The 13,097-nt window shown below is 61.6% G+C and carries 15 protein-coding genes; 9 read left to right on the top strand and 6 right to left on the bottom strand.

Annotated elements, in window-relative coordinates:
• Window positions 1-121 precede the first annotated feature (121 nt).
• The 5 genes from DVS29_RS31245 to DVS29_RS31265 form a co-directional block, all read right to left on the bottom strand.
• Entirely contained in the window at window positions 122-556 is a 435-nt protein-coding gene (locus DVS29_RS31245) for a MarR family winged helix-turn-helix transcriptional regulator (protein ID WP_118184396.1), read from the bottom strand.
• Between the two features lie 90 nt (window positions 557-646).
• Window positions 647-1,576, bottom strand: a complete 930-nt coding sequence (locus DVS29_RS31250) for a LysR family transcriptional regulator (protein ID WP_118184397.1) — start codon at window positions 1,574-1,576, stop codon at window positions 647-649.
• Window positions 1,577-1,681: 105 nt separating this feature from the next.
• Complete coding sequence (locus tag DVS29_RS31255; protein ID WP_118184398.1) at window positions 1,682-2,404, bottom strand: hypothetical protein; 723 nt, start codon at window positions 2,402-2,404, stop codon at window positions 1,682-1,684.
• A gap of 67 nt (window positions 2,405-2,471) precedes the next feature.
• Entirely contained in the window at window positions 2,472-3,227 is a 756-nt protein-coding gene (locus tag DVS29_RS31260) for an SDR family oxidoreductase (RefSeq protein WP_118184399.1), read from the bottom strand.
• A gap of 65 nt (window positions 3,228-3,292) precedes the next feature.
• Complete coding sequence (locus DVS29_RS31265) at window positions 3,293-3,658, bottom strand: nuclear transport factor 2 family protein (RefSeq protein ID WP_240655889.1); 366 nt, start codon at window positions 3,656-3,658, stop codon at window positions 3,293-3,295.
• 263 nt (window positions 3,659-3,921) lie between these two features.
• Between DVS29_RS31265 and DVS29_RS31270 the strand changes: the two genes are divergently transcribed.
• Together DVS29_RS31270 and DVS29_RS31275 are read left to right on the top strand one after the other, a co-directional pair.
• The gene (locus DVS29_RS31270) at window positions 3,922-4,560 is read left to right on the top strand and encodes a TetR/AcrR family transcriptional regulator (protein WP_118184401.1); all 639 of its coding nucleotides are present in this window, start codon (window positions 3,922-3,924) and stop codon (window positions 4,558-4,560) included.
• A gap of 348 nt (window positions 4,561-4,908) precedes the next feature.
• Window positions 4,909-5,892, top strand: a complete 984-nt coding sequence (locus DVS29_RS31275; protein ID WP_240655891.1) for an alpha/beta hydrolase family protein — start codon at window positions 4,909-4,911, stop codon at window positions 5,890-5,892.
• 40 nt (window positions 5,893-5,932) lie between these two features.
• Here the strand turns inward: DVS29_RS31275 and DVS29_RS31280 are convergent, their stop codons facing one another.
• Window positions 5,933-7,198 (bottom strand): sensor domain-containing diguanylate cyclase, encoded by a 1,266-nt coding sequence (locus DVS29_RS31280; protein ID WP_240655892.1) that lies wholly within the window; start codon window positions 7,196-7,198, stop codon window positions 5,933-5,935.
• A 427-nt stretch (window positions 7,199-7,625) separates the two neighbouring features.
• Here DVS29_RS31280 and DVS29_RS31285 point away from each other — a divergent pair, with 427 nt between their 5' ends.
• Genes DVS29_RS31285 through DVS29_RS31315 form a run of 7 tightly spaced genes read left to right on the top strand, consistent with a single transcriptional unit; the run spans window position 7,626 to window position 12,821 of the window.
• Window positions 7,626-7,958: an ArsR/SmtB family transcription factor gene (locus tag DVS29_RS31285; protein WP_118184403.1), complete on the top strand. Its 333-nt coding sequence runs from the start codon at window positions 7,626-7,628 to the stop codon at window positions 7,956-7,958.
• On the top strand, window positions 7,955-8,413 hold the full coding sequence (locus DVS29_RS31290) for an ArsI/CadI family heavy metal resistance metalloenzyme (protein ID WP_118184404.1): 459 nt from the start codon (window positions 7,955-7,957) through the stop codon (window positions 8,411-8,413). Before DVS29_RS31285 ends, DVS29_RS31290 begins: the two co-directional genes overlap by 4 nt.
• Entirely contained in the window at window positions 8,410-8,931 is a 522-nt protein-coding gene (locus DVS29_RS31295) for an arsenate reductase ArsC (RefSeq protein ID WP_118184405.1), read from the top strand. The genes DVS29_RS31290 and DVS29_RS31295 overlap by 4 nt, the downstream gene beginning before the upstream one ends.
• Complete coding sequence (gene arsB / locus DVS29_RS31300) at window positions 8,918-9,979, top strand: ACR3 family arsenite efflux transporter (RefSeq protein WP_118184406.1); 1,062 nt, start codon at window positions 8,918-8,920, stop codon at window positions 9,977-9,979. The genes DVS29_RS31295 and arsB overlap by 14 nt, the downstream gene beginning before the upstream one ends.
• A 9-nt stretch (window positions 9,980-9,988) precedes the next feature.
• Window positions 9,989-10,816, top strand: a complete 828-nt coding sequence (gene arsN2 / locus DVS29_RS31305) for an arsenic resistance N-acetyltransferase ArsN2 (RefSeq protein ID WP_118184407.1) — start codon at window positions 9,989-9,991, stop codon at window positions 10,814-10,816.
• A 12-nt stretch (window positions 10,817-10,828) separates the two neighbouring features.
• Entirely contained in the window at window positions 10,829-11,599 is a 771-nt protein-coding gene (gene arsH, locus DVS29_RS31310) for an arsenical resistance protein ArsH (RefSeq protein WP_118184408.1), read from the top strand.
• Window positions 11,568-12,821 carry an MFS transporter gene (locus tag DVS29_RS31315; RefSeq protein WP_118184409.1) on the top strand — a complete coding sequence of 418 codons (1,254 nt, stop codon included), beginning with the start codon at window positions 11,568-11,570 and terminating at the stop codon, window positions 12,819-12,821. Before arsH ends, DVS29_RS31315 begins: the two co-directional genes overlap by 32 nt.
• Window positions 12,822-13,097 lie beyond the last annotated feature (276 nt).

The raw sequence follows: 13,097 nt of genomic DNA on the forward strand, positions 1-13,097 counted from the left end.
TTTTTCCTGTGGCGGATCGGGCCAATATCCGTGTCGTGCAATTGCAGTGCATATACACACAATAACGTCCGGGAATTCGCGTATCGATGCCTCAACATGAACCAGTTTGTTGCCGGGTTTGTTACCTGTCGGATACGTCGCCCGTCATCCGGAACAGCTCGCTGCGCAGATACGCGGCCTGCTGCTGCCCGAAGCTGCGCTCGAAGCTGGCCTGGGCCACCGCCCAGTGAGCAGCGGCTTCGTCGAGCTTCGCGCGCCCATCTGCAGTGAGCACGAACCGCAGGCGCCGGTTGCTCTGCCCTTTCGCCGGCGACGCCACGAAGCCGCGCCGCAGCAGCGGCTTGAGGAGCCGCACGATCGTCGTCCGGTCCATCACCATCGCATGCGCCAACTCAGCCATCGTCAGCGTCGAACAGCGCCCCAGCATGGCAAGCATGCTGAACTGCGCGGGTGTGATGCCGGCTTCGGACAGATGGCGCTCGTAAAGCTTCGAGATGTGCCGGGAAGCCTGGCGGAGCGCGAAACAGTCGTCGTTCTGGATGTCATCGGAGTGCATACGCACAAGATACGACCGGGAACGCCCGGATGCGATGACGGGCGGGAGATCAGACTGGTACCATTGCGGGCACCAATCCGCGAGGAAAGGTCAGCCGACGCTCGCGACGGACCGATAGGAGGTTGGTAGCGCGTCGAAAAAGGCGATCGCGTCGTCGATGAACGCGCGTACCTTGACGGGCTGCAAGGTGCGGTTGCTGTAAGCGAGCTGGATGTCGATGTTCGGGTCGACGAGCTGGAACGTGCCGAGCAGGCGCACGAGTTCGCCCGATGCGAGCTCGTTCTCGATGAGCGCCACGGGTGCGACGCCGATGCCGAAACTCCTCAGCACCATTTCCCGGTTGAACGCGGGACTGTTCGACGACACCTCGAAACGCAGCGGAACGATCAGGTCCTCCGCGCCGTCGCGAAAACCAATCGCGGGACGTCGGATGGACGGCGACATCGCAACGAACAGATGACTTGTCAGCTCCGATGGATGCTGCGGCGCGGCGTGCCTGCTCAGGTATTGCGGCGTTGCGACAATGACGACCGGAATCCGCTCAAGCAGGCGCACGACCGTGGTTTCGCTCGTCAGCATGTACGGCACGACGATGCCGAGGTCGTAGCCTTCGGCCACGAGATCGACCGGCCGCTCCGTCAGCATCACGTCGATCGCGACCTTTGGATGCGCGAGCTTGAACCGGGCGATCAGTGGCACGAGCCGGTTCATCGTCGCGGTCGTATGGGCGACGAGGCGAAGGACGCCGGTCGCTTCCCGAGTCTGGCTTCCCACGTCCGCTTCGAGCGCATCGAGATCATCGAGGATTCGCACGCAGCCTTCGTAGAAGCGCTCCGCCGCATCGGTAAGCGAGACCTGCCGGGTGGTGCGGTTCAGCAGCCGGCAACCCATCCGCGCTTCAAGCGCCGCGATGGTTCGCGACACCACCGGCCGCGCGATACCATGCGTATCCGCGGCACGGGTAAAGCTCTTCAGTTCGACCACGGACCGGAAAACACGCAGGCTATCGATATATTCCATGGCGAGGTCTCTTCGACGAACGGGAATGAGACGGGGGGCGGCAAGGTTTGCCGTCCGTAAGCCTGTGCCATTACGACCGCCGTGGACGACCTCTCCCGCTACCTGCTAGCGAAACGAAACCGATTCGATGTCGATCGCAACCAGCAGCGGCTCGGCAATCTTCTGGCCATCGGCGTCATGCGCAAACACGCGCCGGGTTGTCGGCACCATGATGCCGGCGAATTCCCGGTAGTTCGACGCGTAGTTTGCGCCGGTCGCGCCGCCCATGATATCGACAGTGTAATCATGACGCCGCAACAGGCCGTCCGGGCCGAAGTACGACACCTGCTCACGCGAATGCGTTTCGATGAAAGCAGGGAACGTCACTTTCAGGCGCCGCCACCGCTCGCCGTCTTCATGCCACGGCGACAGCTCCTCGGTCACGACACCGGGACACGTATAGACAAACGGCGTGCTGAGATACGTCCACAGCGCATAGCTGCAGAAATATGCGGCATGCAGATTGTCCCACGGCGTCTGCTGGCTATGACCGGCAAACGAGGACCGCGGATCGTCGCGGCTCTCGATCACGTGCCCTTCGATCGATTCGACGGCGACGTGGCCCGGGGTAAAGATGGAGCGCCGATCGGGTGCGGTGAAGGGCCGCAATTCGACGCGTTGCGCCTGGGTATCGATCGCGGCGACGATGTGCCCGAAAATATCCGGCTTGTGCTTCACATGCCAGATACCGCCGGTGATCGACATGTCCGCTTCGAGCGAGCGGATCGCATTCCAGCGCGCAAGACCGCCGTGGGCTTCGACGGCCAGCTTCAAAAGATCATTCGTCATGTCATGTCCTCGATTGACGGCTGCTGGTTGACCTGCCGGCAGCATCGCGCGGCCGGCGGGCCGCCGTTCAGCCGCCGAACACTTCCGCCATCTGCGTATTCAGGCCATTGACGAATGCGTGTTCGTCAGGACCCGGGTTGTCCCGGAACGGCTTCGCGATTTCCACCAGCACTTCGTCCGCATCGGTGCCGAGCACCACCATCGTTTCGTCGATGAAGGGCTCCAGCGGCATCGCCTGTTCGGCCTCGCGGCTGTTCATGAGATCCGTGCGCACCCAGGGCGGTGCGATCTCAAGGACGCGAACCTTCGTATTCCTTAGCATGAATCGTTGCGAAAGAATGTACGAATGCAGCGCCGCCTTGGTCGACGAATACACCGCCGTCATCGCCAGTGGAACGAACGCGAGCACCGAACTGGTATACGCGACGACGCCGTTGTCTTTGGTCTTGAGATGATCGATCAGCGCCGACGTCATACGGATCGGCCCCATCAGGTTCGTCGTGATGGTGGAGACCATCAGCGTGTCATCGACGTGGCCGGCCACCTGGTCGGGCAGCATGATGCCGGCATTGTTGATCAGCACGTTGAGGTCGGGATAGTCTGCGATCAGCTGCGCGGCTACCTTCTCAATGCTGGCCGGGTCGGTGATGTCGAGCTCGATGGCTGCCATGCCAGGATTTGCCGCCAGCACCTCGTCGAGATGGCTGCGCCGGCGGCCGCTGATGATGACCTTGTTGCCGCGCTCGTGAAGCGCTTCAGCCAACCCGCGTCCAATTCCCGAGCCGCCGCCCGTGATGAAGATCGTGTTTCCGGTGAGTTTCATGATGGTTTCCTGTCGATATCCAGTGAAGGTGGAGAACAGCGCCGCTGTGGGCAAAGTCGGTGTGCTCAAGCAGGGAAGCGGTCGCCGAACATCGGCAGGCCGCTCTGGGATTCGGCCGCGGTTGCTTCGTCCTGAAGCACGTCCCAGTGCTCAGCGAGCTTTCCGTTCTCGAAGCGAACGACGTCGGCAGCAATCCAGGCAGCGGGTCGGCCGCTCCCGGAAAAGCGGCCATGCGCGATCACATGGTCGCTTTCGGCCAGGATCAGCTGGTTCTCGTAACGCAACGTGTCGGGAAGGCTGCGCACCAGGTCGAACAGACCGTCGCGTCCAGGCGCAATGTGCGCGCTGTGCTGGATGTAACGGTCGGACCAGAAGCGCTCGGCCGCGGCGTAGTCGCGCTTGTTGAACAGGGTGTCGAATGCCTTCAGCACCAGCGCCTTGTTTTGCTCGGGAGTGGTCTTCGTCATGTCGGGACTCGCTTGAAAGTTTCAGGGACCGGCACGCTCGGGCGCCGGTTGCCGTTGTGCTTTCCGCCGCGTGAATGGTCAGGGAAAGCAGGCTACACTTAAGACAATGTCGATTGACATTGTCATTGGGATGGATTGTGGTTGGCCGGCCCAGCAATGTCAATGGTGATCGACATTGTATTTTTCGATGGGTCTGATTGGCCGTTTGCGGCCGAAGGGAGTGGGAAATGGGTGTTTCCAGACAGCAGGCGGCGGAAAACCGGGGCGCGATCGTGGCCGCCGCCGAAAAACTGTTCCGCGAACGCGGCGTCGACGCAGTCGGGCTGGCCGAACTGATGAAGGCCGCGGGATTCACGCAGGGCGGCTTCTACAACCACTTCAAATCAAAGGATGCGCTGGTCGCGGCGGTGATAGACAAGGCAATGACCGAAGGTGGAGAGACTTTCGACACCCTCATCGAGCACGCCAGGTCCGCGCAACTCAACCCGGTCCGTCGGCGGATCGAGTGGTACCTCTCGCCTGAACACCGCACGGATATCGAAGCGGGTTGCGCGCTGTCGGGTTTTGCAGGTGACGCGCGCCGGCTTGGCGATGCGGCACGAGCAACTTACGTGGAAGGTCTGGCGGCGAACCTCGAACAGTTCGCCAAGGTCATTGAAGAAACAGAAGGCGTCAGCGAAGGCAGCCGCCGGAAGGCGATCACCTTGTTCAGCCAGATGGTGGGTACCCTGCTGCTTTCGCGAGCGACTGCAGACGTCGATCCGGTGCTGGCGGACGAGATTCTTGACACTGGCCGCCAACATTTGTTCGCGGCCGTGGACACTCCAGGCGAAAAGCGCCCGGGTGGACATTCGCGCCGAAAGTAAGCGTCGTGAGAGCCTGCAATGGCCAGGTAAATTCGTGCCCGCATACGGAATGAATGTACTCAACTCGCTGCGACCATCGACGATCGAGGAACTTGTGTCGAACGACCGGTACTGGGCCGAATCCCGCCCTACGGGAAATGAGCGTTGTTCGACCCGAAGCCCTCCAGTCGAGACTCACAAAAATCAGCAGCCGGCTTCCGCTGTACCATCCGCGGTGAAAATCTGGGTGGATCCGTTCGTCTGCGAAGCACTCGCTGCAACCGATATGCCGGACCGAAGCGACTGGTCGTTTTGCCACGTCCGGCTCATTACCCTTCGGTCTGAATGAGAACGATAACAGAGATCATCGTGAGATTTTTGGCCATCATCACTGCGCTCGTGAGCCTCGTTGCGACACCTGCCCTTGCGACCGACATCGGTTTCGAGGAGGTCAAGATACCGAATGGCACCGAGCCGCCGCTCATTGCCGGCATCTGGTATCCGACCAACATGCAGGCAACGCCGCACACCCTCGGCGATTTCAGCCAGACCGTAGCGCCCCACGCTTCGATTGTCGGCAATCAACTGCCACTGGTGGTGATGTCGCACGGCGGTGCGGGCTGGTACGACGGCCATTACGATACGGCCCTCGCTCTGGCTCGCGCGGGGTTCGTTGCGGCCGCAGTCAGTCACGCCGGGGACACTTTCGACGACCAGAGCCGAGTGCTGCAAATCTGGCGCCGCCCCGCCCAGCTTCATCGGCTGGTCGATTACATGGTCGACGAGTGGCGTGGACACGGGAGACTGGACGCGACCCGAATCGGTGCGTTTGGCTTTTCGAACGGCGGTTTCACCGTGCTGGTGGCCGCCGGTGGCATCCCGGATCTTTCGAAAATCGCCCCGTTCTGCGAAGCCCACCCGGATCACGATCTGTGTGAGGCTCTGCAGCATGCCGGCGTCGACCTCAAGTCCACTGCGAGCGTTCCCGCCGACGTCTGGATTCACGATCCACGCATCAAGGCCATCGCCATCGCCGCGCCTTCGTTCGGGTTTACTTTCGGCCCCGTGGGACTAAGCGGCGTTCGCGCCCCGGTCCAGCTCTGGAGCGCTGCCAATGACCGTCATCAGCCGCATCCCTACTATGATGAGCCGGTACGCGACGATTTGCCTCGCGCATCCGAGTATCACGTCGTTGACAACGCGGGCCACTACGACTTCCTGCCACCGTGCGGCGTGCGACTGTCGCGGGTGCGCCCGGAGATCTGCAACAGTCTGCCGGGTTTTAATCGCGCCGGGTTTCATGAACAATTCAACGCCGACGTTGTAAGGTTCTTTCAGGCAACGCTGCCATAGAAAATGGCTTCACCTTTCGTGTGCAGGCACAACAAACCGGCTACCCGACCTTCACCCGATTACGGCCCGAATCTTTCGCCGCATAGAGCGCCCGGTCCGCCCGCCGCATCAACGCGTCGACATCGCGCTCGCCCGCTTCCCGTGTGACGACACCGATACTGACGGTAAACGGGATCGGCTTCACACGCCACGCGTGCTCGAAATCCTGTTCCTCGAAACGGCGTCGCAGCGTCTCTGCGATCCGATGCACGAGCGCGGCGTCCGCGCCCGGCAAGGCAGCAACGAATTCCTCGCCTCCCCAGCGCGCGAACAAGCCGGACTCGTGCGGGATCGACATACCGACCTTCGCCAGCACCCGCAGCACTTCGTCGCCGATATCGTGGCCGTAGCTGTCGTTGATCTTCTTGAAGTAGTCGATGTCGAGGATAAACGCAGACAGGAGGTCGTCGGTGTCGAGCACCTTGTCGACGAAATCCAGAAACTCACGGCGATTCGGCAAACCTGTCAGAGCGTCGGTCACGGCCTGCTTCTTCAGCAGATCGATGAGCTCAGCGCGCTCGCTGATATCGCGAACAACTGCCGTGAATTCGATCACGCCATCCACTTTTATCTTTGAAATCGCGATTTCGACAGGGATGACCGTGCCATCGCGATGCCGGCCATACACGCTGTTGCTTTCGTCCATGCGAGGCGGTGTGATCGACCGCAGGCTCATCTGCACCGAGTCCGCGAACTGCTTGACGTTCCGGAAGTGATTCGCGCGAAACTTTTCCGGCAACAGGATTTCGATCCTCTGCCCCAGCACGTCCACCGACTTGTAGCCGAACAGGTTTTCCGCCGCGCGATTGAAGAACGTGATGTTGTGCTGTTCGTTGATCGTGACGATCGCGTCGTAAGCCGAGTCGACCACTGCGCGAAACCGGGAGGCGCTCACTTCCAGGTCATGTGCCAGCTGCACCTTCGCGGCGGTATCGAAACCCGTCACGAGGACTTCGTGCACGGCCGCACCACTGCTCATATGTCTGAGCGGTTTCAGCGAGAGACGCCACGGGTGCACGCCGTCATGCAGTGTGAAAGACTGCCGAAGTTCCTGCGCCGCCCCAGACGTAAAGCACGCAAGGAGTTGCTCGCGCAACGCGACTCCCGCCTGATCCGGAAGCAGCGCGTCGAATGGAATGGGGAACGCGTGCCAATCCGCGGGCATCCCACCCGCCATCTCGATGAACGGGTCGTTGCAGGCACTGATGACGAACCCGCCGTGAGCATCGCGCCCGACGACAGCGAAGCTGACCAGCGCGCCGTCCACGTACTACTGCGATCTGTTACTCAAATCCGACATCGCCTTACCTTACGACACGTTGATGCGGCAGCAATTCGGATGATGAATGGTGTTGGTGAAACCGCCGCGTCGACTGTTGATATCGGCAAGGCGTCAGGAGTCTTGAGGGTGAATCGTGGCAACCGATCGGTATCGACCACGCGTCTCAACGGCTTCCATGACGATTCTCCTTTCGACGGAAGGAGAATCCGTCTGCGCCTCGCGCCGCAGGACGACGAGCGACGCTTAGCTTCCGTACACCACCGTCAACTCCAGCGACCGCTTCCGCCTGGGAAAGCGGCCACCTGCAGACACTCACATGAGCCTAAATCTCACCGACGAGATTTGCTGTCGCAATCATTGCTATATTTCAATATTACTTGAATCATTGAATCGATGGATCTATGATGCCGCCATGGACTCGAACCTCGTCGTACGCGCGCTCGGCGCTCTCGCCCATGAATCACGGCTGGCCATCTTCCGTGCACTCGTCGTTGCCGGTCCGGACGGCATGCCTGCGGGCGAGATCGCGCAGCGGCTCGGCCTTTCACCGTCGAGTCTTTCCTTTCACCTGAAGGACCTGTCACACGCCTGCCTGGTCATCGGCAACCAGCAGGGCCGGTTCATTTTCTATTCGGCCAACTTTGACGCGATGAACGGACTGGTCGGCTTTCTGACCGAGAACTGCTGCGCGGGCGCAACGTGCGCGGTCAATGCTACCCCGCCATGTTGTGGAGACCCGAAATGAAGCGCATGCACGTCCACGTCGCCGTGGAAGATCTCGAAGCGAGCACCCGTTTCTACACCGCGATGTTTGGCGGGATCGAGCCGACCGTCTCGAGACAGGACTATCGCAAATGGGAACTTGTCGACCCCACGGTGAACTTCGCCATCTCGCAGCGTGGCGTGAAGCCCGGTGTCGATCACCTTGGCATTCAGGTTGAGACCGACGCGGAGCTTGCCGAGATGCGAGAACGCTTCGCCCGCGCGGAACTGCCGGTTGCCAACCAGACTACCACCACCTGCTGCTACGCAAAATCAGACAAGACGTGGACAGTGGACCCACAGGGCGTGGCGTGGGAAACGTTCCGGACGCTTGAACAGACGCCGGTCTATGGCGAGTCCCGCGATCGCACGCGAGAAGCCAGCAGTTCCCAGGTCGCCTGCTGCGCAGGTGCTATCAACATGCGGAGCGGTGCATGAACGACAGGACCTACAACATTCTCGTGCTGTGCACGGGCAACAGCGCCCGCAGCATCATGGCCGAGGCGCTGTTCAACACGCTGGGCAAAGGCAGATTCCACGCGTTCAGCGCGGGCAGCCATCCGTCCGGCACGGTCAATCCATTTGCCCTTGAGCGCTGTGAGGCCCTTGGCTATGACACCGCCGGAATGCGCAGCAAGAGCTGGGACGAATTCGGCATGCCAGACGCGCCGCAGATGGATTTCGTCATCACAGTGTGCGATCAGGCCGCTGGCGAAGTCTGCCCGATCTGGCCGGGCAAGCCGATCACCGGGCATTGGGGTTTCGAGGATCCCGCTGCCTTCACAGGCACGGATGAAGCGAAACGCGCAGTGTTCACGAAGGTCTACCGGCAGATCATGACCCGCGTGAGCCAGTTCGTGAATCTGCCGCTGCACGTGCTCGATCGCAACGCAATCCAGAAGGAGGTTCGCGCAATCGGCGAGCGCCCCGCCGAGGAATCCGATGAGCAGCACTGATTCACTGTCGCACGCTGCGCGTCCTGCCATTGGCTTCTTCGAGCGGTATCTGACCGTATGGGTCGCGCTCTGCATCGTCGCGGGCATTGCGCTGGGCCAATGGCTCCCGGCGGTTTTTCAGGCAATCGGCCGGATGGAAGTGGCTCAGGTCAACCTGCCGGTCGGCGTGCTGATCTGGATCATGATCATCCCCATGCTGATCAAGATCGACTTCGGCGCGATGTCGCAGGTCAAAGGCCACTGGCGCGGCATCGGTGTCACGCTGTTCGTGAACTGGCTCGTCAAACCGTTCTCGATGGCGTTGCTCGGCTGGATTTTCGTGCGTCACGTGTTCGCTGCATGGCTGCCCGCGGCACAACTGGACAGCTACGTTGCCGGGCTGATCCTGCTCGCGGCTGCACCCTGCACGGCAATGGTGTTTGTCTGGTCGCAGCTGTGCAAGGGTGATCCGTATTTCACACTGTCCCAGGTTGCGCTGAACGACGCGATCATGATTGTCGCGTTCGCGCCCATCGTGGCTTTGCTGCTGGGCCTCTCGGCCATCACCGTGCCGTGGAACACGCTCATCGCGTCGGTCGGGCTCTATATCGTCATCCCTGTTGTGATCGCGCAGATCCTGCGCCGTGTGCTGCTTGCACGAGGCGATGCGCATTTCAGGCACGTGGTCTCCCGGCTTGGCCCGTACTCCATCTGCGCGCTGCTCGCCACGCTCGTGCTGCTGTTTGCGTTTCAGGGGCAAGCCATCGTCCATGAACCTCTCGTAATCGCCATGCTCGCCGTGCCGATCCTGATCCAGGTGTTTCTCAACTCGGGCCTCGCGTACCTGCTGAACCGCAGGCTTGGTGTCGCACATTGCGTCGCAGGTCCGTCCAGCCTGATCGGCGCAAGTAACTTCTTCGAGCTGGCTGTGGCCACTGCCATCAGCCTGTTCGGGCTCCAGTCGGGCGCAGCACTCGCGACGGTTGTTGGCGTGCTGATCGAAGTGCCGGTCATGCTACTCGTCGTCGGCGTCGTGAACCGCTCACAGCGCTGGTATGAGGCGCATTGAGAGTCAATCATGAGTGTCACCATCTATCACAACCCTGAATGCGCCACGTCGCGCAATGTGCTCGCACTGCTGCGCGCAGCAGGGGAGGACCCGCACGTCATCGAGTATCTGAACACACCGCCCGACCGCGCAACGCTCGTACGGCTGATCGCAGACAGCGGCATGGCAGTCCGGGACGTGCTGCGCGTCAAGGACACGCCCTACAAAGAGCTGGGCCTCGGCAATCCCGAACTGACCGACGCGGAACTGATCGATGCGATGCTCGGTCATCCGATCCTGATCAACCGGCCCATCGTCGTGACACCACGCGGTACCCGCCTTTGCCGGCCGTCGGATGCAGCTATCGCCCTGCTATCCCGCGGCCCGGCGGAAGAAACGCTGAAGGAAGAAGGCGCGCCGTTCATCATCGCCCGGTCGACACCCTGCGATGATCCAGGACTCGCAGGCGCGTTGCGAGAATCCGGCCTGCCGGTCGACGACCTCCGCGAGCCGGGCCGCAGCTTCTTCAGCTTCGGCACGCTTGACGGTACGCAGCTCGGCTACGGCGGATTCGAGCACTACGGCATCGATACGCTGATCCGTTCTATCGTCGTCGAGCCAAAGCGCCGTGGCACCGGTATTGGCCGCAACCTGCTCGCTGTACTCCTGCGCGAAGCGTTCGATGCCGGCGCCCGCAGGGCATGGCTGCTGACGACGGACTCTGCGGCGTTCTTCGAGAAGGTCGGGTTCAAACCAGTCGAACGCAACACGGCTCCTGAAGCGATCGTTGCGACTCATCAGGCCGCGAATCTGTGCCCATCCTCCGCGGTGCTGCTCTCTCGCGCCATCACCCTGTAGCCCACTTTTACGATGCAGCCTGATCTTCCCAACGTCAGCCTCGCGCACCTCGATGCACCCGACCTCGCGAAGCTGGAACCGTCAACGGTATCGCAACACCCGCCTCGCATCCTGCTGCTTTACGGCTCGTTGCGACCCACCTCATACAGCCGGCTGCTGACGCTCGAAGCCGAACGCATCCTGCGCGCGTTTGGCGCCGAGACGAAGGTGTTCGATCCGCACGGCCTGCCGCTCGCGGATAGCGTGCCCGCCGACCACCCGAAGGTGGTCGAGCTGCGCGAAGCATCGATCTGGTCTGAAGGTCAGGTGTGGTGCAGCCCGGAGCGCCACGGCGCGTTGACCGGCGTGTTCAAGAACCAGGTTGACTGGTTGCCGCTCGACTCCGGCAGCATCAGGCCGACGCAGGGACGGACACTCGCCGTGATGCAGGTGTCCGGCGGCTCGCAGTCGTTCAACGCCGTCAACGCGCTGCGCGTGCTCGGCCGCTGGATGCGCATGGTGACGATCCCCAACCAGAGCTCGGTCGCGAAGGTCTTCCAGGAATTCGACGAAAGCGGCCGGATGAAGCCATCACCATACTACGATCGCGTCGTCGACGTGATGGAAGAGCTGGTCAAGTTCACGCTGCTCGTGCGCGACCGGTCGGACTACCTGACCGACCGCTACAGCGAACGCAAGGAAAAGTTCCCTGCAACCATCACCGCGCTCGCGAGCGCAGCGATGAGCCATGAGCACCCCACGCAGAACGCCGATGCCGATACCGACGACGGCGAAGTCGAGTGACATCGCAGGCTCGAACGAATCGCTGACGACCTGGCTGCTTGCATTCGCGCAGCTGGTGTCGTGGGGCTCCGTCTACTACTCGTTCTCGCTCCTGGTCGTTCCGATGGAGCAGTCGATGGGCTGGAGCCGCACGGCAACGAATGCGGCACTCTCGCTCGGGCTGCTGGTTTCAGGCTTTGCCGCTTACCCGGTTGGCAGGTGGATCGATCATGGCCTCGGGCGTCGCGTGATGACCGTCGGCTCCGTAATCGCTGCGGCGATGTTGCTGCTCTGGTCGGTATCGTCGTCGCGGACGGTGGTGTTCGTGGCGTGGATCGGCCTGGGCCTGTCGATGGCCGCCACGTTCTACGATCCGCTTTTCGCGGTACTGACCCACCGCTACCCGCAGCGCTACAAGACGAAGATCACACTGGTCACGCTCGTTGCCGGCTTCGCGAGCACCGTCTTCATCCCACTGACCCAGTATCTTGTCGTTGCCACGGGTTGGAGATTCGCACTCGCAGTCCTTGCCGGCTGCAATCTGCTGGTCTGTTTGCCGATCCACCATCTTGCGATCAGATCGTCGCGGCTGGACATATCCCTGGACCACGTGAAGAGCGAGCGCCGGACAGTCGATGACGAAGCAGCGAGGCGCGTGCTGCGCACACCGACATTCTGGGCACTCGTCGTGTGCTTCACGACCTATTACGCGACGTTCGCAGCGCTCACGTTCCATCTTGTTCCGCTCATGGTGGAGCGCGGCGTCTCGAATACCGTTCTCGTTGTCACGATGGCGCTGATCGGCCCCGCACAGGTCATCGCAAGAGCAGTGTGGTTCGTCTTCGATCGCAGGGTCACCATCACGACAGTCGGGTTCATCGTGGTGCTGCTTTTCCCGGCGTCGACGGTCATCCTCATCTTCGCCGGCAAGTCGGCGGCGCTGCTGTGGCTCTTCGCGCTGTGCTACGGCGCAGCCAACGGGATGATGACGATCCTTCGTGGAACGATCGTGCAGCAGTTTCTGTGGACCGAAGGATATGGTGCAATCAGTGGCATGCTGTCGTTTCCGTCGAACATCGCGAAGGGCATCGCACCGATCGCGGCGGCTAGCATCTGGGACATTGCGCGCGGCTATCCGGCAGTCGAGTGGACCGTGCTTCTGGTCTCTTTGATTTCAGCGATCTGCTTTTTCATCGCAGCGCAGACATCGCCCAGACGGCATCCAACGCCGACCAGTGACTGACAACGTCCAACGGAAGGAGAACCAGTCTGCGCTGGTTTCATACGGACCATGCATGACCCTAACCCGCCCTTCCCTGGAGGGCTCGTGAACGTCCCCAATGGGTCCGATACAGGCCGTTCACGCTCCATGCCACGGCCGCTCAGCAATGTTCCCTTGCACAGTCAGTAGATTGCGCTGTTTTGGTAAGCGCCTCGCGAAGGCCGTCCGCAATCCGGCGCGCACGTGAGGCATGATCGGGTATCGGGCGGTCGTGTTGGCCCGCTGGCAATCAGCCCG

It is taken from the genome of Paraburkholderia phosphatilytica, assembly GCF_003443895.1.
Lineage (GTDB): Bacteria > Pseudomonadota > Gammaproteobacteria > Burkholderiales > Burkholderiaceae > Paraburkholderia > Paraburkholderia phosphatilytica.